Source organism: Flavobacterium aquidurense, from assembly GCF_001404985.1.
In the GTDB taxonomy this organism is placed as follows: domain Bacteria; phylum Bacteroidota; class Bacteroidia; order Flavobacteriales; family Flavobacteriaceae; genus Flavobacterium; species Flavobacterium aquidurense_B.
The window spans coordinates 280,612-299,797 of the sequence record NZ_JRLF01000006.1 but is presented as its reverse complement, the minus strand read 5'-3'; the positions used below and the strand labels follow the sequence as shown (position 1 = coordinate 299,797).

21 protein-coding genes are annotated in these 19,186 nt (G+C 34.5%); 10 read left to right on the top strand and 11 right to left on the bottom strand.

The features are described from left to right. Positions 1-83 precede the first annotated feature (83 nt). Complete coding sequence (locus tag RC62_RS03010) at positions 84-374, bottom strand: TIGR03643 family protein (RefSeq protein ID WP_055092482.1); 291 nt, start codon at positions 372-374, stop codon at positions 84-86. A gap of 241 nt (positions 375-615) precedes the next feature. Between RC62_RS03010 and RC62_RS03005 the strand changes: the two genes are divergently transcribed. Together RC62_RS03005 and RC62_RS03000 are read left to right on the top strand one after the other, a co-directional pair. Beyond that, a complete protein-coding gene (locus RC62_RS03005; protein WP_055092481.1) occupies positions 616-1,299 on the top strand; it encodes an SDR family NAD(P)-dependent oxidoreductase in 684 nt (227 codons plus the stop codon). Positions 1,300-1,311: 12 nt separating this feature from the next. After that, positions 1,312-2,724: an SDR family oxidoreductase gene (locus tag RC62_RS03000; protein ID WP_055092479.1), complete on the top strand. Its 1,413-nt coding sequence runs from the start codon at positions 1,312-1,314 to the stop codon at positions 2,722-2,724. 84 nt (positions 2,725-2,808) lie between these two features. Here the strand turns inward: RC62_RS03000 and RC62_RS02995 are convergent, their stop codons facing one another. Together RC62_RS02995 and RC62_RS02990 are read right to left on the bottom strand one after the other, a co-directional pair. Next, positions 2,809-3,000, bottom strand: a complete 192-nt coding sequence (locus tag RC62_RS02995) for a cold-shock protein (protein ID WP_055092477.1) — start codon at positions 2,998-3,000, stop codon at positions 2,809-2,811. Between the two features lie 550 nt (positions 3,001-3,550). Beyond that, positions 3,551-4,099 (bottom strand): TetR/AcrR family transcriptional regulator, encoded by a 549-nt coding sequence (locus RC62_RS02990; protein WP_055092475.1) that lies wholly within the window; start codon positions 4,097-4,099, stop codon positions 3,551-3,553. Positions 4,100-4,287: 188 nt separating this feature from the next. Between RC62_RS02990 and RC62_RS02985 the strand changes: the two genes are divergently transcribed. Both RC62_RS02985 and RC62_RS02980 read left to right on the top strand, forming a co-directional pair. Next, the gene (locus tag RC62_RS02985; RefSeq protein ID WP_245176766.1) at positions 4,288-5,376 is read left to right on the top strand and encodes an NAD-dependent epimerase/dehydratase family protein; all 1,089 of its coding nucleotides are present in this window, start codon (positions 4,288-4,290) and stop codon (positions 5,374-5,376) included. 19 nt (positions 5,377-5,395) lie between these two features. Then, positions 5,396-5,821 (top strand): DUF2141 domain-containing protein, encoded by a 426-nt coding sequence (locus tag RC62_RS02980; RefSeq protein ID WP_055092473.1) that lies wholly within the window; start codon positions 5,396-5,398, stop codon positions 5,819-5,821. A 325-nt stretch (positions 5,822-6,146) separates the two neighbouring features. On the opposite strand, the gene RC62_RS02975 is transcribed toward RC62_RS02980, so the two are convergent. The 4 genes from RC62_RS02975 to RC62_RS02960 form a co-directional block, all read right to left on the bottom strand. Continuing rightward, complete coding sequence (locus RC62_RS02975; protein WP_055092471.1) at positions 6,147-6,938, bottom strand: SDR family NAD(P)-dependent oxidoreductase; 792 nt, start codon at positions 6,936-6,938, stop codon at positions 6,147-6,149. Between the two features lie 49 nt (positions 6,939-6,987). Further along, positions 6,988-7,569, bottom strand: a complete 582-nt coding sequence (locus RC62_RS02970; RefSeq protein ID WP_055092469.1) for a TetR/AcrR family transcriptional regulator — start codon at positions 7,567-7,569, stop codon at positions 6,988-6,990. Positions 7,570-7,834: 265 nt separating this feature from the next. Next, positions 7,835-8,314, bottom strand: coding sequence for a hypothetical protein (locus RC62_RS02965; protein ID WP_055092467.1), 480 nt, complete (start codon positions 8,312-8,314; stop codon positions 7,835-7,837). Positions 8,315-8,887: 573 nt separating this feature from the next. Beyond that, positions 8,888-9,238: a winged helix-turn-helix transcriptional regulator gene (locus RC62_RS02960; RefSeq protein WP_055092465.1), complete on the bottom strand. Its 351-nt coding sequence runs from the start codon at positions 9,236-9,238 to the stop codon at positions 8,888-8,890. Positions 9,239-9,309: 71 nt separating this feature from the next. Here RC62_RS02960 and RC62_RS02955 point away from each other — a divergent pair, with 71 nt between their 5' ends. Continuing rightward, positions 9,310-10,242 carry an NmrA/HSCARG family protein gene (locus tag RC62_RS02955; protein ID WP_055092463.1) on the top strand — a complete coding sequence of 311 codons (933 nt, stop codon included), beginning with the start codon at positions 9,310-9,312 and terminating at the stop codon, positions 10,240-10,242. Between the two features lie 171 nt (positions 10,243-10,413). On the opposite strand, the gene RC62_RS02950 is transcribed toward RC62_RS02955, so the two are convergent. After that, the gene (locus tag RC62_RS02950; protein ID WP_055092461.1) at positions 10,414-10,818 is read right to left on the bottom strand and encodes a helix-turn-helix domain-containing protein; all 405 of its coding nucleotides are present in this window, start codon (positions 10,816-10,818) and stop codon (positions 10,414-10,416) included. A gap of 298 nt (positions 10,819-11,116) precedes the next feature. On the opposite strand from RC62_RS02950, the gene RC62_RS02945 reads away from it, so the two are divergent. Next, positions 11,117-11,509: a response regulator gene (locus RC62_RS02945; RefSeq protein WP_055092459.1), complete on the top strand. Its 393-nt coding sequence runs from the start codon at positions 11,117-11,119 to the stop codon at positions 11,507-11,509. 375 nt (positions 11,510-11,884) lie between these two features. Here the strand turns inward: RC62_RS02945 and RC62_RS02940 are convergent, their stop codons facing one another. After that, positions 11,885-12,787, bottom strand: coding sequence for a GyrI-like domain-containing protein (locus RC62_RS02940; RefSeq protein WP_055092458.1), 903 nt, complete (start codon positions 12,785-12,787; stop codon positions 11,885-11,887). Positions 12,788-13,275: 488 nt separating this feature from the next. Beyond that, the gene (locus RC62_RS02935; protein ID WP_245176765.1) at positions 13,276-13,998 is read right to left on the bottom strand and encodes a nitroreductase family protein; all 723 of its coding nucleotides are present in this window, start codon (positions 13,996-13,998) and stop codon (positions 13,276-13,278) included. Between the two features lie 175 nt (positions 13,999-14,173). Between RC62_RS02935 and RC62_RS02930 the strand changes: the two genes are divergently transcribed. The 4 genes from RC62_RS02930 (at position 14,174) to RC62_RS02915 (ending at position 17,869) form a co-directional block, all read left to right on the top strand. Then, entirely contained in the window at positions 14,174-15,226 is a 1,053-nt protein-coding gene (locus tag RC62_RS02930) for a DUF1852 domain-containing protein (RefSeq protein WP_209435083.1), read from the top strand. Between the two features lie 30 nt (positions 15,227-15,256). Next, positions 15,257-16,288 carry a methionine synthase gene (locus tag RC62_RS02925; protein ID WP_055092455.1) on the top strand — a complete coding sequence of 344 codons (1,032 nt, stop codon included), beginning with the start codon at positions 15,257-15,259 and terminating at the stop codon, positions 16,286-16,288. Positions 16,289-16,346: 58 nt separating this feature from the next. Beyond that, the gene (locus tag RC62_RS02920; protein WP_055092453.1) at positions 16,347-17,339 is read left to right on the top strand and encodes a bile acid:sodium symporter family protein; all 993 of its coding nucleotides are present in this window, start codon (positions 16,347-16,349) and stop codon (positions 17,337-17,339) included. A 77-nt stretch (positions 17,340-17,416) separates the two neighbouring features. Next, positions 17,417-17,869, top strand: a complete 453-nt coding sequence (locus RC62_RS02915; RefSeq protein WP_035644147.1) for an Lrp/AsnC family transcriptional regulator — start codon at positions 17,417-17,419, stop codon at positions 17,867-17,869. Between the two features lie 291 nt (positions 17,870-18,160). Here RC62_RS02915 and RC62_RS02910 read toward each other — a convergent pair whose 3' ends face one another. Further along, complete coding sequence (locus RC62_RS02910) at positions 18,161-19,114, bottom strand: alpha/beta fold hydrolase (RefSeq protein ID WP_082421196.1); 954 nt, start codon at positions 19,112-19,114, stop codon at positions 18,161-18,163. Positions 19,115-19,186 lie beyond the last annotated feature (72 nt).

Sequence of the window (19,186 nt, the reverse complement as noted above, 5' to 3'; positions counted from 1 at the left end):
TATGGCGAAGCTATTGGTTTTTAAAACTTTACTATTACACGGATTCAATATAGTGTACCATAATTCCAATAATGATAAGCAGGTTACTTTTGCTTTGCTATTTTATTATTGGAAATGGCCCGCTGCTCTTTGCACTTAAAGCGGTTAATTCCTGCACTGCGTTTCTGCATGTGCTTTGTTTTACAATTTTCAACCCTTTTGCGCCAAAGTGTATAGCTGCTGAATTTCAGTTCTTTCTTCATTATGGCTTTTACATCCGCTTCCTGAAGTTCAAACTGGTAGGCAATGGCTTCAAAGGGAGTTCTGTCTTCCCATGCCATTTCAATAATGCGGTCCAGGTCACGATCTGCAAATTGTCGTTTTATTTTTTTCATAATCGTATTTTTGAAGGATTCCCGGTTGAGAATTAATGAGAGCATCGCTAAATTATATAAAATATTTTTTATTTTGTTTAATATTTATTAAAAATAGTTAAACAATTATTACCTTTAACATTCGTATATTATCTTACACGAAAACACACTTAAGTTTTTTGATAATTAATCAATAATATCTTATTTTTTAAAAATTGCAGTAAAAACAATTATACCGTTTCTTAAATTTAATCTTAAAAAAATGAAAACTATTGTAATTGTCGGGGGCAGTAAAGGAATTGGGAATGCTGTTTTAATACAGCAGCTGGAAAATTGCCGGGTTTTCAATATCAGCAGAACAGCTCCTGATGTGATCCATCCTAATTTTAGTCATTTTACAGTCGATGTGTTGCGGGATGCTTTGCCTGAATTTGAAAATATTGATGCTTTGATTTATTGTCCGGGTTCCATAAACCTTAAGCCCATTTTGAGCTTAAGCCTTGATGATTTCAGAAATGATTTTGAAATTAACGTGATAGGAGCCGTCAAAATGATTCAGCATTATCTGCCTGCATTAAAAAAAGGCAAAAATCCTTCTATTGTTTTATTCAGCAGCGTTGCGGCAAAACTAGGAATGCCTTTTCACTCCAGTATTGCGGCCAGCAAAGCAGCAGTAGAGGGAATCGTTAAATCGCTGGGTGCTGAACTTGCCCCGTTAATTCGCATCAATGCTATTGCCCCGACTATCACGGAGACTTCTTTGTCAGGATCTATTTTAAGAAACGACAGGATGAAGGAAAACATGATGGAGCGCCACCCTTTGAAAAATTATCTGAAACCCCAGGAAGTTGCCCGGATGGCTGGCTATCTTATTTCTGAAGATGCAGCCTCAATTTCGGGTCAGGTTTTCGCCATGGATTATGGTTTGGTAAGTTTTAAACTGTAAATACAACATAACATGAAAATTCTTTTAACAGGCGCAACAGGTTATATCGGAAAAAGGCTTCTGCCCTTGTTACTGGATCATGGAAATGAAGTAATCTGCTGCGTCCGGGATAAAAACAGGTTCTATTTTCCTGAAAAATTTAAAAATAAAATACAGGTCATCGAAGTTGATTTTCTGGATCCGGAAAGTCTTAAAAATATTCCCGATGATATAGATGCGGCGTATTACCTGATTCACTCGATGTCCGGCGCTTCTAATTATGATCAGCTGGAAAGCATTTCGGCAAATTATTTTATCGAAAAAATAAACCAGACAAATGCAAAACAGATTATTTATCTCAGCGGAATTGTAAATGATAAGTCATTATCCAAGCATTTATCGTCAAGAAAGGCTGTAGAAGAAATTTTAAGAACCGCAGCAGTTCCATCAACTGTACTCAGGGCGGGAATAATAGTAGGATCAGGAAGTGCTTCTTTTGAAATAATACGCGATCTGGTGGATAAACTGCCTATTATGATTACCCCAAAATGGCTCAATACCAAATGCCAGCCGATTGCTATAAGCGATGTTTTGGAATTTTTAATTAGGTCGCTCTTAAATCCATTGACCTATAATGAAAGTTTTGATATTGGAGGACCTGATATATTGACCTACAAAGAAATGCTGCTGGAGTTTGCCAAAGCAAAAAAACTCCAAAGATACATTTATACGGTACCGGTGATGACCCCGAAATTATCGTCTTATTGGCTGTATTTTGTCACGTCAACTTCTTTTAAACTGGCATCAGCGTTGGTCAGCAGTATGAAAGTAGAAGTTATTTGCAGCGATAACAGGATTAATCGTTTACTGGGAGTTACACCTATCTCTTACCGGCAGGCATTAGAGAGAGCTTTGAAAAAGATTAGTGATGATGATATCGTTTCCAGCTGGAAAGATTCGCGCATAAGCGGACAGTTCAAAGGAAATGTTTCCCAATATTTAAAAGTCCCAAAAAGGGGCTGTTATATCGATAGAAGAAAAGGAACAATAATAAACAGGGAATATACAATTGCACGAATCTGGTCAATAGGAGGAGAGACAGGATGGTATTATGCCGACTGGCTTTGGGATCTGCGCGGGTTTATCGATAAGATTTTTGGCGGTGTGGGAACCAGAAGGGGAAGAACAAATAAAAAGGAAATACACGCAGGGGATGCACTGGATTTCTGGAGGGTGGTATATGCCGATAAGCAGCAGGGCAAACTGGTTTTATATGCGGAGATGAAACTTCCGGGTGAAGCCTGGCTGGAGTTTAAAATAATCAACAATACCTTATATCAGGCTGCCACTTTTAAACCCAATGGAATTATGGGGAAGTTATACTGGTATGCTGTCCTGCCTTTTCATGGTTTTATATTTGACGGCATGCTTAAAAAGCTGATTTAAGTATTCATAAATATGTATTCAATTGATATAAATAAAAAAGCACCTGTCTAGACAAGTGCTTATATAAACTAATGCTATAGTATGTTATGCTATCACTACGTTTACTGCGTTTGGACCTTTGCGGCCTTCCTGAATATCATATCGAACTGAATCGTTTTCACGAATATTTTCTGATAGACCTGAAACATGAACAAAAACTTCGTTTCCTCCATCATTAGGAGTAATAAATCCGAAACCTTTTTCTTCATTGAAAAATTTTACTGTACCTTCTTGCATCTTAAATATTTAATTTTGCCAAATGTAGTGCATTAAATAATAAGGAATCAAAAAACGAGTTTTTAATTATGTTTATATTAACGTAATTGAGGATTTGTTTGATACCGCAGCCGCTGTTTTTTGTATTATTGCACAAGCTTTTACCAAATTATGCATTGCAATCCATTCTTAGGAATCAGGCGTGTTAAATAAGTCATATCTATTTTATTAAAAAGGGCATTGCCCGGACTTTTTCTAATGCGAGGGAGAGTGAAATTACATTTTCATTTGGAAAAGAAGGTGATACAATAGCCTCGTTGAAAAGCTATATTTCTAGTGAGAAAGGGTATGAAAATATAGAACTGCTTGCCTAAAATCCTGAAAAAATGATATAACCATTAGAAAAGCTGTAGAAAAAGACAGTGAACAAATTTGCAACTTAATGAAAGAACTTGCTGTTTTTCTCTCAGCCATTTGTTATGCTCCAAATATAAACCCGTTAGGCATACTAACATTAAAGATGAGAAGTAAGCTAATTTTTTTTTGGAATTCTGAAGGCTTATAAAAATTGCTATAATTTATTGAGTTTATTTACCAGATAACTTATCATTTGTGCAATACTTTCAGCAGGAATAGAGAAATCATTTTCGATCCAATTTTTGATGACAGCAATACTTCCTTTTTCGCCAAATTGGTATGCCATTTCAGTAAAAGGCTTTACTTCGGCAGTAAGTTCTATTTGATTTTCAACTGGAAAATTATTCCGAACACTTCTCAGGATTCGCGACAGAATTCCGCTTCCATCCGCTTTGGTAAACACAATTTTACTCATCTGCTTATCGCTTTCCAGTAACTGGCAGCTAAGCAGTATTACATCATCCATATTGGTGCTTTTACGCAAAACCGCTGAGAGTTTTTCAAAAACATCATTTTCTATTTCAAGCAGTATATCCAGCGGAATATTATAATGCCGATAAAATGTATTGCGGTTGACATCGGCTGTTTTACACAGTTCGGTTATGGTAATTTCGCTCAATTCCCTCTCGTGCAGCAAACTAAATAATGCCTCACGCAATATTTTTTTAGTATACTGAACCCTTCTGTCTTTTCTTAAATCCATCACAAATTATTTTATATACGCTACAAAAGCAGTAGTCTTTGTTCGCTAAAGTACAGTAGTACCCTTTTTTGAAACAGCAAATACATTCTTCTTTAATAGATTTACATAGTAATCAAAAAAGAACACAAAGTTAAATATCGAACATATTGTATAACAAATATAGCTTTTTCATCAAAAAATTAAGCAGATTGAAAAAGATAAATGTTAAATTAAAAAAAATGGAAAACAAGATATCACGAAAAAAAATACTTCTGACGGGTGCATCTGGAACTGTAGGATTTGAAACCTTGCAGCATTTGGTTGAGCATACAGATTATGAAATAACGGTTTTTGATCTAAAAACCCAAAATTCAGTAAAAAAACTGGCTCCCTTTCGATCTCGTGTAGAGATTATTTATGGTGACATCAGCAATAGAGAAGAAGTGCTAAAAGTTACCCAAAATAAGGATGTAGCTATCCATTTGGCAGCGGTCATTCCACCTCTTGCAGATATAGATCCGGAGATGGCTTACAGTGTCAATGTGAGAGGGACCGAAAATCTTATTTACGCTTTAGAGAAGAATTCACCGGATTGTTATTTGATTTTCAGTTCCAGTATTTCAGTTTATGGTGATCGGATGAAGAATCCCCAGATAAGTGTCGATGATATTTTGCAGCCCAGTCCGGGAGATCAGTATGGAGAAACAAAGGTGTTGTGTGAGTCGTTGATTAGGAAATCCAAATTATCATGGAGTATTTTTCGTCTGGCTGCAATTATGGGGAACCATAAGATATCCAAATTGATGTTTCACATGCCGCTGGATACACCAATGGAAATCTGCACGCCAAAAGATACGGGTAGAGCTTTTGCTAAAGCAATTGAAAACCAAAAAAAACTAGAGAAGCAAATATTCAATTTGGGAGGGGGAGAGGATTGTGTTATTACTTATGGATCTTTTCTAGACAAAATGTTTGCTGAATTTGGCTTAGGCGAAGCTGATTTTCCACAAAAGGCGTTTGCAGAGAAAAATTTTCACTGCGGGATTTTAAAAGATGGTGAAGATTTAAATAATATTATAGGTTTTCGACAGCAAAATTTGAACGATTATTTCGAGATGGTCCGCGAGAAAATTCATCCTCTCCAAAAAAAAATCACCTTTATTTTTAAAAGTATTATAAAAAAATGGCTGCTCTCACAATCAGAACCCTATCAGGCGTTTAAAAAAGGGAATGTTAAAAAAATGAATCACTTTTTTAACCAATTAGAGAAAGAGAAACTAGAAAATGTTCTATTTTAAATCCTAAATAATATAAATTATGAAAATTAAAATGATAAGCTTGATAGTACTTGTGGCAGTTAATTCGGCACTGTTTGCACAACATAATTTCAGCGTTGAAGTATCGGGCGTAAAACCCGGTAAAGGATCTGTTTTTTTTGGATTGTACGATAAAGAGAAAGGGTTTCTTGATAGTGAGTCACAGATTGCCACCGCAAAAGTAAAAGCTACAGAAAATAAAGTGCTCTACACGTTCAAAAACCTACCGGATGGCGATTATGCTATTGCGGTTTATCAAGACTTGAATAATAACGGAAAATGTGATAGAAATATGATTGGTTATCCGACAGAAGGATTTGGATTTTCTAAAAATTATAAACCAAAATTCTCAGCTCCTAATTTTGATGAGGTGAAAATTGCAATTAACCAGTATGCCAAAACCAGTATTGCATTGATTGCTAAATAGAAGACCCTTGCTCAGTTATGGGAATTACTTATTGTTATACTCTGCTGCTCATGACTACATTAATATCTATACAGGCGGGGTTTAAATTTTTTGTAAGGAATTGGAAAGGGTGAGCCCTGCCGCATAAACGTAAGTTTTTAGTTATGTGATTAGGTATAAAAAAAAAGGCGCCAATTGTCTTCAATTGGCGCCTTTTGGCTTTTGTGAACCTTAAAGGACAGATTATCAAATCATTTTATTAAGGATTTAAAGGAATTGGCTTATTTTCAAATGAATTTGTGTAATTATTTTGTGTTTTTATTTTAAAGCGGTTTGTATGTATCATTTAAATCGTTTTTAATGTACCGCCATCCGCTCGAAGGCACGAACCGTTTGTAGCAATTGAAAGTGGACTGGATAAATAAACTGCCAAAGAAGCAATTTCAGCAGGATCGATAAAACGCTGTATTAAAGATTGCGGATTGGTTTGCTGTATAATGGCACTTTTCATTTGCTCGACTTCTATGTTTTGTAAAGAAGCTATATGTTCGATTGTCGAAGCAACTCCGTCAGAATAAGTTGGACCGCCTAAAATAGTATTTACAGTAATTTCAGTTCCCAGAGTTAATTTAGACAGACCATTGCTAACGGCCATCATAGCCGCTTTTGTCATTCCGTAATGAATCATGTTTCCAGGAATATTCACGCCTGATTCACTGCTGATGAAAATAATTCTTCCTGAATTTTTCTGAAGCATTTGTGGTAAAATTTTCTTAGAAAGTCGGACACTGCTCATTACATTGATATCAAAAATTCGATACCATTCTTCCTCTTCTATATTTTCAAAATCTTTTAATTCAAAAACTCCCACATTGTTTATTAAAATGTCAATATTGTTTAGTTTGGCTAGTAATGTAGTTACTTCTTCTTTATTTCCCAAGTCGCAAACTATTCCTGAAACTGAGGCATCAGGAAATTCTTCTTTTAATTTTTGAACAGCCAGATTGGTTTTTTCTTCATCCCGTCCGTTAATTATGACTTCAGCTTTTTCATTTAATAATTGTTTTGCAATCGCAAAACCTATTCCTTTCGTCGAACCGCTTATAAAAGCTCTTTTCCCTTCTAATTTTAAATTCATTTTTTATTGTTTAATTTTGTAGTGATTGATACATAAATAGTCAAAAAAATTAGCTGATAACAGCTAATTGCATTTCGATTTGATTTTTCAGGATATTTTTGTCCGGATACATTTTTCTCAGTGTATTGAGTCCACACCAAAATGTTATTAAATATCTACCCAGTATTTCAGGATCTGTCTGCGTTTTTAGGTTTCCTTTTATTTGTTCGTTTTTAATGGACTGAGTAAACATTTGTTCTACTTCTTTCAAAATCTGAACCGCATTTGCTTCCAGATCGCCATCAATAAAAGTCATTTCTACAACCGTATTGGCAATAATACAGCCTTTAAGATGTTCATTTTCTTCCGCGGAAGCGATGCTTCTAAAAAAATCCTTAATCAATTCTAAAGGCGATTCGCTTTTGCTTAATTCAATTTTAAAAGCGTCAAATGCCAATCTTCGTTCTTCAATTGCTTTTTGAAAAACCTCTTTTTTACCGCCTTTAAAAGTATTGTAAAAACTTCCGGCTCCGGCTCCCGTGGCTTTTTGTAAATCGCTCAATGAAGTAGCATTATATCCTTTTTGCCAAAAAACTTCTTGTGCTTTTTTTACAATATTAGCGTCTTCGTAGATTGTTGGTCTTCCTCTCATTGTTGATTTTTATTTTGTAATGAACGATACAAAAATATACAAAAATAAGTTTACTCCAAATTTTAAAGTATTTTTTCTTTCTTTAATTAAGATTGCCTGAATGAAAGTCTTGGATTTTTACATTCAGGAAAAATCTTTTAATAAAATTAGTTTTAAAGTCAGAGACTTTATGAAATCTCTGTTTTTCAATTATATTTGTTTAAAATGTCGCAAAGTCAGAGACATTTGCGTAGCGTAAAGAAGAAGACTTCGTAGAGCGGAGTATTTAATTCCCTTTATTTTTGTGATCTTCATGGAATTTAATAGAGTCTGTCTTTATAGTTTTTAAAATAGATTCTATTTTTTTTCTCCGAAGATCTGCACATTTCTTTTCGTAAATAAGATGAGTGCTATCCCTCTTTTTTTCTAACTCAAAATACTCCGTAGATATAGCTCTAGTGGTGTAATTCCAAACCATATTCATGTCGTCCAAAAATTTATTTCGTACATAAATAATTCCGTTTTTTTCAATATAATCCACTCTGGAACCATCCAAAATCCATTTTATGTTTTTATAGTAACTTGGCGAAATTTCATTTGGTTCTGCAAATTTGTAAAGATCATTGTCAAAAAATATTATTTGACGGGTATAGTTTTCTTCGGCCGGAATTACGGGACGAAGTTCAACATATCTGTTTTGCCAATAATAATAAGCTGAATAAAAAACAATTAGAGATATTACTGCTATAAATATTTTCTTTTTCATTTTTTCATTTTAATTTAATAATTAAATCTCCTGAAGAATTAAGTTTAAAGGTTCGATTGAAGTTTTGCTTCCACTGACTTCTCATTTCATATGGTCTTCCTCTGCAATGGTTGGGTAATTATTTGATTATCTCTCAAATTTGAGATATACAAATAAGTATCATGTCTATTATAAGATTTAAAAATATCAGTAAAAGGCTAAATATTGTTTTTTGTATAAATTCTACTATTTCCCGCTCTTCAAAGTGTTTTTATGAAAACCTACGCAAATGTCTCCCGACTTTTTACTGTTAGTTCTTATTATTGTCTTGGAATTTTACATTAAGGAAAGTATCTAAGAAAAATATTTTTAAAGTCAGAGACTTAATGAAGTCTCTGTTTTTCAATTATATTTGTTTAAAATGTCGCAAAGTCAGAGACATTTTCACAGCGTAAAGAAGAACACTTCGTAGAGCAAGGGGAGCCTCATAGTTTTAACTTTTGAGGATAAATAAGATGACTGCTATAGAGTAATGATATATCTTTTGATCATAACAGCTTTAGTTTTTTTTGGCAAATTAGAAGGCAATAACAATTAAACTTCCCTTATCTTGTCACGGTGGTTTTTACCCCACTCAATCATTTCGGAAATCATATTGTGCAGCGTATCGCAATACACAGATGCTGTATACTCGACGGTCGGAGGTGAGTCATCATAGACCCTGCGCAAAATGAGCTTGTTTAGTTCCAGTTCTTTAAGTTCCTTTGACAGGACTTTGCTTGTGATACCGTTCACACTCCTCTGAATGTCACGGAATCGACTGTTTCCTTGGTGTACAGCTGTCAAGATAGGCAGTTTCCACTTCCCACTTATCACATAGAGGGCATCTTGCAGATGTTTGATTTGCTGTGCATTTTCGGCATTATCTTTTTGTATATCTGGCATCCTTTAGGTAACTGGTATCTTTTGTAAACCAATTAGGGCGTAAATTTACAAAAAATTTAAATCACAAAAATATGAAAGATAAATCATTAATACTGGTAGCTGGCGCAGCAGGTACTCAGGGAGGAGCAGTTATTGATGCATTATTAGCTAAAAATATAGCGGTAAGGGCTATTGTGCGAAATAAAAACAGTGAAGCTGCAAAAGCACTCGCTGTAAGGAATGTTGAATTAGCTGAATCGACGTTCGATGATTTAGAAAGTCTGACTGAGGCTGCTAAAGGTGCAACAGGCGTATTCTCGATGCAGATGGGTTCACACCCTGGGAATAAGGGAGAGGAAACCAGACATGCAAAAAATCTGGTTGCTGCAGCAAAAGCCGCCGGGATTCAGCAGATAGTTCACACCTCGGTTGCCCGCGCGGGAGATCACCAAAACTTTGCGGACTGGGAAAAGGGCCGCTGGGAGCCACTGTACTGGGAAGAGAAAGCTGCAGCCATAAACGCTGTTAAAGATGCCGGATTTACCTTCTGGACAATCATAAAACCTCCGTTTATCATGGTAAACCTGCTTCCTCCTAAAAATGAATGGATGTTTCCTACTATTTCTCAGGGTAAAATAATAAGCCCGACCGAGCCGGATACAAAAATAGACTGGGTGTCCCCTGAAGATATCGGCCGTTTTGCGGCTGAGGCATTTTCAAACCCCGAGAAATTCAACAAAAAAGAATTTGCTGTAGTGGGTGATTCACTTACAATGGGAGAGGTCGCTGATGCGCTTTCATCCGTTACCGGTAAACAATTTGAGGCCATCAGTATAACAGATGAGCAAGCCACCGAAAGCGGGTTGTTTAAATGGGGGACCGAAGCTTTTATCTGGCAAAATGTTGAAGGGTATAAAGTTGATCCTCATGAGATAGCAGAGTTTAAAATACAGCCCGAATCGCTGAAAACCTTTTTGGAGAGGAATAAATCCCTTCTTTTAGAAGCATATAGTAAATTAAAATAAACTGATTTGAAGAAATCAATTAGTGCTTTTTTAAAAATTGAAAAGCCTCTTTTCGAAGATTTTTAAGGAAAGCTATTAAAATGTCTCCGAATTCACCCCGTAAATAGTATTCAAAACAAAAAAAGAGACTCGAAAGTCTCTTTTTTGTTTTAATATATCTTCTATAAAAAATTATTTATTTATTAATTTTTCAAGCCTTACCATCATTTCATCTTTCTCTTTCAACATACGCTCGTATAAAGCAATTTTTTCTTCGTGTAGTTTAATAAATTGATCAATTTGATTAACGGTTGAATTGTAAAATACAGATGCAGGTTGTTGACAATTGTCAAAAGTATTAGAAATAATATTAATAGCCTGTTCTTCATCAAAATTCTGAAAAGCTTCTACAGGAATTTTTAATACAGTTGAAATTTGTTTCAACAGATTATCTTCAATTACGTCTTTTTGCTCCAGCATAGAAATTTTCTTCTGATTCCAGTCATTTCCCAGATCATAAGCTAATGCTTCCTGCTTTATGTTAAGCATTTCTCTGAAGCGCTTTACGTTTTTCCCCTGATGTATTTTCTGTTCCATAATGAATATCGATTTTCTAGAGGCTCAAAGATAAAGCCATTTAGATTAAAAATCCTGCATTTCAAAGATAAAAAAATATCCTGTAAAACATCCTTATATCCCAATTTTAAAATAGGATAGTATGAAAACTTCAACATCAGTTTTACATAGATTGTAAGTTATTACAAAGTTTTTCAGCGTTATTACAAATTAGCATTACTGGTATTTGATATCGTTTTATTTTGTCATAAAATTGTAGTGATTTAAAGTCAATAACTGCCTTAAATTAGATTTTTTGGCCTAAAATTATAGTTAGGGAATGAAATACAAAAATATATTATTAGTCAACGATATAAATGATGATGCAGAGACTTTTGTATTAGTTCTAAATGCAATTAATCATGAAATTAGATCATCAGTAGAAGGCAGTGCACTTGAAGCTCTAAAAAAACTTCAGGATTCAAAATTATCACCCGATATAATTTTCCTGGATTTTAACATGCCGCATCTTGATGGATCCGGATTTCTTAAATTACTTCGGGATATTGAAGCTCTAAAAAGAATTCCGGTTGTACTTTATTCCCGAAATTCAGGACATATGCTACAGGAAGCGCTGACCAAATTCAAGGGAGTGCAGTATTTGAAGAAGCATACAGATTTTAGAAAGCTTTTTAAGTCCCTGCAAAAGATAATTATACCTGAAAAAGTCTGAAATAAATTAAAATAATAATTATTTAAGATTTTGTAAGGTTGTATTATTAACTTTTTTCGTCAAGTTTTGCATCCATTTAGTTATAAAAAAACATAATATGGGAAATTTAAATCCGCTGAATTTCTAATGGATATGACCATCTAAATTTAGAATGTTTTTTTTTAAAAATTTTAATAGTTACAGCTTATTTTTACTTTGTATTTTTAACTTTCAGGGTATAAGTTGTTACTTCAGTAAAACTGATTTTGGACTTCTTATTCAAATAATATTTTTTTGTGATGTTTAATTCAAAACATGTAAAAAACATTGTAATGATTAAAGTCAAAATTATCACTGTTTTTATTTCTTTATATTCCATTTTTAAGAAGTTTTAATTTATTGAATTGGAATACAAAAATCTACGATACTTATTTTTTCCGGATGCTCATTGAAATCATTATAATAAATTTCATAAGGATTTCGATCCGCTTTTTTATATCCGTTTTCGCTCATCCAGATAAAAAGGGCATTCCAGGATTTCTCAAATTCATTTATTCCAATTTCAAAATGTCCAACAATAAATTTACCGCTTTCAATTGTCGTTAACCCAATTTCTCCGTCAACACTAATTTTTTCTTTCAGTGAAATACAAGCACTCATTCTAACCTTATCAGGATCTGTAACTTTATAACTATCGTGATAGATAGTTATTATTTTTAAGTTTTCATTTTCCAGAAGTCCTTTTGGAGCTGCCCACTTAATTAATTTTGAATAAGCATCTTGCATTCCGTTATGTCCAATTTGTGTAATATAGACAAGATCTAATTTTGGCATTTCTTTAATTTCAATTTTTGCTTTCATTTTAATCCAATTTTTATGATTATCAATGTTGCAAATATATTGGTCAGATATTCCATTTTCTTGTCCATTCTTGCTATCCACTTTACCAATCTTGCTAAATTTGTCTGAGTAGGTTTTTCTGAACTCAGAGGGACTTACTGCGTAAAATTTCTTAAAAGTTCTGGTAAAAGAAGAGTTGCTGTTAAATCCATATTGTAGGGAAAGTTCAGAGATTGTGATCTCTTTTTTATGTATAAGTATTAATGCGGTTTTTTCAATTCTTTTGCGAGTAATGTATTCATTTATAGTTTCATTTGTAATTGCTTTAAAAATTCTGTGCAAATGAAATGGCGAGTAATTTCCAATTTTAGCTATAGTTTCCAAATTCAGTTCCTGATCTAAATTTTGGTCAATATATACTAATACATTATTAATTCGTTTTATATAATCTTCTTTCATATTTCAGTTTTCTACCGTTCTAAATTAATCTTTTAATGAAATATTAATCAATAGCTGAATCAAAATTATTAATTTAAAAACATTTTAATGCTCTTCTGTCTAGTATGGAGAATCTTACAGCGCTTATATGAAAAATTATGAAGGGGTTTTATCATAAAACCAGCAATATTAGTAATCACCAATTTTCAATAGCAAAATAGAATATTTGTTTAGAACCATTTGTCAATTTAAAAAAAAGACGCCAATTGAAGACAATTGGCGCCTTTTGGCCTTTGTGACCTCAACGATACAAATTCCAAATCATTTTATGCAAGATTTAAAGAAATTGGCTTATTTTTAAGTGAATTTGTAAGATAATTATCTCGAATTTTGATTAGTAAGCGGTTTGTATGTATCGTAAAGGGTTAAATGTTAAAAATATGAATTTTGTAAATTTATTAAGTTGTAATGGCATTTGATAAATTTCTCGATAATAAATTTAGTAGGTATTAGTAAACTTTCGTTATCATTTCATCTATAGGCAAACGAACTTTTTTCGTAGCCGCCATATAGTCTTTTTCCGAATCCCGATATCCTAAAGCGAGGATAACTGTAGAATGCAGTCCTTTTTGTTTCAAACCCAAAACGGCATCGATAGTCGTGGCATTAAATCCTTCGATAGGAGTGGCATCCACTTTCAATTCTGCCGCAGCAATAAGTGCAGTTCCTAGTGCAATATAAGCCTGTTTGGCCGCCCAATGGGCTTTTTGCTCTGCGTTAATAGCGCTGAAATAGGAATGCAGTCCATTTCTAAATCCTGATAAGGCACCAGCATCAAGACCTCTTTGCTTTTCTGTCATTGTCATATAATCGTCAATGTAAGTCGGAGACATGTCAGTTAGTGCAGCAAAAACCAACAAATGAGAGCAAGAGCTAATCTGTCCATTATACGAATCAGCACCTAATTTTTTTTGAATTTCCGGATTGCTTACAACAAAAACACGGTAAGATTGAAGACCACAAGAAGATGCTGAAAGATTTATAGCCTCTAAGATCTGATCGACCTTCTCTTCTGTTACTTTAATGTTATTGTAAGCTTTTGTGGCGTAACGCCATTTTAAATTTTCTATCAAATTCATTGCTATGTCTATCTTAAAATTTTGACAAATATAAATGATATTGTTTTCTTTTTCGAGTTTTTGAAGCGCTCTGGGAAACTCCAAGTCAATCATCTTAAGCCACTAAAGAATATTTATCTGTTTTCCTTCATAATTGCATTTGTTTAAAGATTAATAATCTTTAAAAACACATTTAAAAAGAATAATTAACTGATTTTATGTGTAAATAAAAATATTTAATCTTTTATATTCAAATTTGCAGGGTAAAAAAACTAAACATTATCATCAGATGAAAGCGAACATACAAGAAGATAGGGGAATAAACGAAAAGCAAAATATTGAAAACACCCAGAATACAATCCAGAATGATTTTGCATTCACACTAAAGAGCACTTGTTTAGATGAAAACTATCACCCCTCAAATGAAACGCGTTTGACAACCAATTTTGCAAACTTGGCGAGAGGAGGTAATCGCCAACAAAACTTACGTAATGCATTAAATATGATTAACAATCGATTCAATGCATTGGCTCATGTAGATAATCCAAAAGCTGATCGTTACCTTGTAGAACTTGAAATCATCACAGTAACGATGCGTATTGATGATAAGAATGGTAGTAACAATCTGCCGTTGATTGAAGTTTTAAAAACGAATATTTTTGACCGTAAGACTAGCCAGCGTATCGAAGGTATTGCCGGAAATAATTTTTCGTCTTATGTTCGTGATTATGATTTCAGTATTTTATTGATCGAGCACAATAAAAATAAACCTAATTTTTGTATTCCTGAAGATTTTGGTGATTTGCACGGAAAACTTTATAAGTGCTTTGTGAATTCAGTCACTTATAAAGAACACTTTAAGATGTCACCGATCATTTGTCTAAGTGTATCGAGCAACAAAACGTATACTCGCACTGAATATCAGCACCCGGTTTTGGGTTTTGAGTATCTGCAGGATCAGTATTCTATCACTGATGAATATTTCTCTAAAATGGGCTTAAAAGTTCGTTTTTTCATGCCTACTAATAGTGTAGCACCGATGGCTTTTTATCATACCGGAGATCTGCTTGCTGATTATACTGATCTTGGACTAATCAGCTCAATCAGCACGATGGAGACTTTTCAGAAGATTTATCGCCCTGAAATTTACAATGCAAATTCAGTGGCCGGGAAAATCTATCAACCTACTCTTAAACACGAAGATTATTCACTGACTCGTGTGGATTATGACCGCGAAGAGCGCAGTCGATTGGCAGTAGAACAGGGTAAATATGCTGAAGAGCATTTCATTAAACCTTACAAAAGTCTCCTGGAACAATGGTCTGCTAATTTTACTCTTTAATTGATTACAACGCATTAAAATTATACTATTATGAAGAAACTATTATTACCTACCTCTATTGTTGGAAGTTTACCCAAACCTGCCTGGCTTGCACCGCCCGAAAAACTTTGGTCACCATGGAAATTAGAAGGCGATCAGCTAATTGAAGGGAAACAAGATGCTTTACGCATTTCTTTGCAGGAACAACAATTGGCAGATCTGGATATTATTTGTGACGGCGAGCAGACACGCCAGCATTTTGTAACGACTTTTATCGAGCATTTAAGCGGTGTAGATTTTGAAAATCGTAAAACAGTAAAAATCCGTAACCGTTATGACGCGAGTGTTCCAGTGGTTGTAGGTGAGGTGGCACGTCAAAAAGCAGTTTTTGTTGAAGATGCTAAATTTTTACGTAAACAGACTAATAAGCCTATAAAATGGGCATTGCCAGGCCCGCTGACAATGGTAGATACCTTGTACGACGACCATTATAAAAGCCGGGAAAAATTGGCGTGGGAATTTGCGAAAGCACTCAATGAAGAAGCAAGAGAACTTCAGGACGCAGGGGTAGACATTATCCAGTTTGATGAACCTGCATTTAATGTGTTCTTTGATGAAGTAAACGATTGGGGAATGGCAGCATTAGAAAGAGCTATTGAAGGTTTACACTGCCAAACTGCGGTTCATATTTGTTATGGTTATGGAATACAGGCCAATACTGATTGGAAAAAGACATTAGGTTCAGAGTGGCGACAATACGAAGAAATTTTTCCGAAAATTCAAAAATCTAAAATTGATGTGGTGTCTTTAGAATGTCACAACTCCAATGTGCCTTTAGATTTAATGGAACTTGTTCGAGGTAAAAAAGTAATGGTAGGTGCCATTGATGTGGCAACCAACACTATCGAAACACCAGAAGAAGTAGCTGCTACACTGCGTAAAGCCCTTGAGTTTGTAGATGCCGAAAATCTTTACCCTTCTACAAACTGTGGTATGGCCCCGTTATCCCGAAACATAGCCAGAGGCAAGTTAAGTGCTTTAAGCGCAGGAGCAGAAATTATACGCAAAGAACTTGGGATTTAGTCTCAATGTATTAATAATGGTGTCCGTGCCTTCACGGAGAAATAATATTTAAAACACATTGAAGAAATTATTAGAAGTATTAAAAAAAGCAGGTTTCGACGGTTTCCTGTTAATGATCGCCACCATGATCCTGATGGCTTATTTTTTGCCAAAGCCAGGCATGGTCAAAGAACCTGTTTCGCTGGAGGAGATTGCCAATGCAGGCGTTTCCTTTATTTTCTTGTTTTACGGCATGCGACTGAGTGTTGAGAAACTAAAAGCCGGACTTTCTAACTGGAAAATGCACATTGTCGTTCAGTTGACCACCTTTTTATTTTTTCCGCTCATTGTTTTGGCATTTCGCCCGTTGTTTGTCAATAACGGTTTCGGGCTGCTTTGGCTGGGTGTATTTTTTCTGGCAGCATTGCCGTCCACAGTTTCCTCTTCGGTGGTCATGGTTTCCATTGCTAAAGGAAACATTCCTGCAGCCATTTTCAATGCAAGCATTTCCAGTTTGATTGGAGTAGTCGTTACGCCTCTCTGGGTTGGGCTGTTTATAGCTTCTGCGACAGGCGATTTTGATGTTACTCAAATCGTCATAAAGTTAATTCTTCAAGTCTTGCTGCCTGTCATCATTGGCATAAGCCTCAATTCCCGTTTAGGTGCCATTGCCGAAAAATACAAGAAACAGCTCAAATATTTCGATCAGGCAGTTATTCTAACCATTATTTACACATCGTTTTGCAAGTCATTTTCTGAACATCTTTTTGAAGGCTTCACCGCCCTTGAACTTGCCGGACTCGCTGCAGGGATGATGGCGTTGTTTTTTGCAGTATTCTTTTGTGTCGGACTACTCAGCCGCCTGCTTGGTTTTTCAGATGAAGACCGTATTACGGTCTTATTCTGCGGGTCAAAAAAGTCATTGGTACACGGCACCGTTATGTCAAAAGTACTTTTTCAGCACAGTACCATCACCGGCATCGTATTGCTGCCGCTCATGCTATACCATGCTTTGCAATTGATTGCAGCTAGTATCATCGCTCAGGGTATGGCTCGACGAAAAGAAGTATAATAAGATTTTTGTATTGTTTTTAGCTATATTTGAAGAATTTTATTCTGTCTTATAAATAAATTAAATAAAAATATTCTATGGAACAAATAGACGATATTGATCTTCAGTTATTAAATATACTTCACGATAATTCTAAATACACTGTAAAAGAGCTTGCTAAAATGGTAAATCTTTCGGCATCGCCTGTTTTTGAGCGTATTAAAAGATTGGAAAACAATGGTTATATTAAAAAATATATTGCCCTGCTTGATGCAGAAAAATTAAACAGAGGATTTATTGTTTTCTGTAATATCAAACTTAAACAGCACGATCGTAATATCGGGAATCAGTTTGTTAGTGATATTATGAAAATAGAAGAAGTTGTGGAATGTTACAATATTTCTGGTGATTATGATTTTTTAATGAAAGTTTCGGCCAAAGATATGAAGCATTATCAGGATTTTGTGTTTAATAAATTGGGATCAGTTGAAAGCATAGGGAGTACCCAAAGTACCTTTGTTATGTCAGAGATAAAAAATCTCTACGGATAGTCCCGCGATGGTTTATTTATTTGAAATTGCCAAATTTTATCAAGTTCCTGCTTTTCCAAATTAAGTAATGTATAGAGGCAGGAGGGAAAGAAGCTAAAATTATTTTGGAAATTACTATATTTAGTATCAAAAAAATGCTATAAATCGATAGAAAAAGCTACATAATAGTTTTGAATTTTACCTCAAAATTACCTGCAGATCCAAATACATTGTGATGAGATTTGAATACACATTTATTTATAAAAAATAGCGGTCTATTAGAACCGCTATTTTAAAAATAGTACATACTAATTATTTGGGAAGTTTGGAAAGAAATAATAATATATCAGCGCCAATTTCTTTGTAATGAGTTTCAAGTGCAAAATGACCTGTTTTATAAAATTTTACAGTAGCATTTGGATTATCAAGTTTGTATGCTTCTGCTCCTGCTGGAAGAAAATAAGGATCCTGACTGCCCCAAACAGCTAATGTCATAGGTTTTTGATCTCTAAAATAAGCTTGAAATTTAGGATACAACGCTACATTAGTTCGGTAATCTTTTAGTAAATCAAGCTGTATTTCAATGTTTCCGGGACGATCCAGAAAGTACTGATCTAGTGTATACGTTTCAGGTGCAATAAGCGAAGCATCTGATGCGCCTTCATGGTATTGAAACCAAGTCGATTCTTTAGATACAAAATCTTTAAGAGCATCTCTGTTAGTCTGAGATGGATCTTTCCAGTATTTCTGGATAGGATTCCAGCCCGTACTTAATCCTTCTTCGTAGGCATTACCATTTTGCGATATAATTCCGGTAATTTTTTCTGGATTTGCAAGAGCAAGCCTATATCCCGTTGGTGCTCCATAATCGAATACATATAAAGCAAAACGTTTTAAACCAAGTACATCAATAAATCCTTGCATGATGTTGGCAAGATTATCAAAAGTATATTCAAACTTAAGATGATCCGGTGCATCTGAAAAGCCAAAACCAGGAAGATCAGGTGCAATTACATGATAGTTTTTGCTTAGAATAGGAATAAGGTTTCTAAACATATGAGATGAAGTAGGATAGCCATGCAATAATAATAGTGTAGGAGCATCTTTGTCTCCGGCTTCACGGTAGAATATGTTTAGTCCGTTGACTTTTATAGTGTTGTAATGAGTTGCCTGTGTTGCAATTTTTTTTACTTGCGCGTTTACAGCTGTTTGTGGTAGCATAGTCATAGCTAGAATTAGAGTTACTGATTTAATTATATTTTTCATTTTTTCAATTGTTTAAGACAAAATTACATTCTATATTTGATACCTGAAAACGATTTATAATGATGTAATTAA

What these genes read in the sequence shown, in the direction of transcription:
- RC62_RS02945 (WP_055092459.1), top strand. Translation starts at nt 11,117, where the DNA reads ATGAAATACAAAAATATATTATTAGTCAACGATATAAATGATGATGCA.
- RC62_RS02960 (WP_055092465.1), bottom strand. Translation starts at nt 9,238, where the DNA reads ATGCCAGATATACAAAAAGATAATGCCGAAAATGCACAGCAAATCAAA.
- RC62_RS02980 (WP_055092473.1), top strand. Translation starts at nt 5,396, where the DNA reads ATGAAAATTAAAATGATAAGCTTGATAGTACTTGTGGCAGTTAATTCG.
- RC62_RS02915 (WP_035644147.1), top strand. Translation starts at nt 17,417, where the DNA reads ATGGAACAAATAGACGATATTGATCTTCAGTTATTAAATATACTTCAC.
- RC62_RS03005 (WP_055092481.1), top strand. Translation starts at nt 616, where the DNA reads ATGAAAACTATTGTAATTGTCGGGGGCAGTAAAGGAATTGGGAATGCT.
- RC62_RS02995 (WP_055092477.1), bottom strand. Translation starts at nt 3,000, where the DNA reads ATGCAAGAAGGTACAGTAAAATTTTTCAATGAAGAAAAAGGTTTCGGA.
- RC62_RS02970 (WP_055092469.1), bottom strand. Translation starts at nt 7,569, where the DNA reads ATGAGAGGAAGACCAACAATCTACGAAGACGCTAATATTGTAAAAAAA.
- RC62_RS02965 (WP_055092467.1), bottom strand. Translation starts at nt 8,314, where the DNA reads ATGAAAAAGAAAATATTTATAGCAGTAATATCTCTAATTGTTTTTTAT.
- RC62_RS02910 (WP_082421196.1), bottom strand. Translation starts at nt 19,114, where the DNA reads ATGAAAAATATAATTAAATCAGTAACTCTAATTCTAGCTATGACTATG.
- RC62_RS02950 (WP_055092461.1), bottom strand. Translation starts at nt 10,818, where the DNA reads ATGGAACAGAAAATACATCAGGGGAAAAACGTAAAGCGCTTCAGAGAA.
- RC62_RS02935 (WP_245176765.1), bottom strand. Translation starts at nt 13,998, where the DNA reads ATGATTGACTTGGAGTTTCCCAGAGCGCTTCAAAAACTCGAAAAAGAA.
- RC62_RS02930 (WP_209435083.1), top strand. Translation starts at nt 14,174, where the DNA reads ATGAAAGCGAACATACAAGAAGATAGGGGAATAAACGAAAAGCAAAAT.
- RC62_RS02925 (WP_055092455.1), top strand. Translation starts at nt 15,257, where the DNA reads ATGAAGAAACTATTATTACCTACCTCTATTGTTGGAAGTTTACCCAAA.
- RC62_RS03010 (WP_055092482.1), bottom strand. Translation starts at nt 374, where the DNA reads ATGAAAAAAATAAAACGACAATTTGCAGATCGTGACCTGGACCGCATT.
- RC62_RS02940 (WP_055092458.1), bottom strand. Translation starts at nt 12,787, where the DNA reads ATGAAAGAAGATTATATAAAACGAATTAATAATGTATTAGTATATATT.
- RC62_RS02990 (WP_055092475.1), bottom strand. Translation starts at nt 4,099, where the DNA reads ATGGATTTAAGAAAAGACAGAAGGGTTCAGTATACTAAAAAAATATTG.
- RC62_RS02955 (WP_055092463.1), top strand. Translation starts at nt 9,310, where the DNA reads ATGAAAGATAAATCATTAATACTGGTAGCTGGCGCAGCAGGTACTCAG.
- RC62_RS02975 (WP_055092471.1), bottom strand. Translation starts at nt 6,938, where the DNA reads ATGAATTTAAAATTAGAAGGGAAAAGAGCTTTTATAAGCGGTTCGACG.
- RC62_RS03000 (WP_055092479.1), top strand. Translation starts at nt 1,312, where the DNA reads ATGAAAATTCTTTTAACAGGCGCAACAGGTTATATCGGAAAAAGGCTT.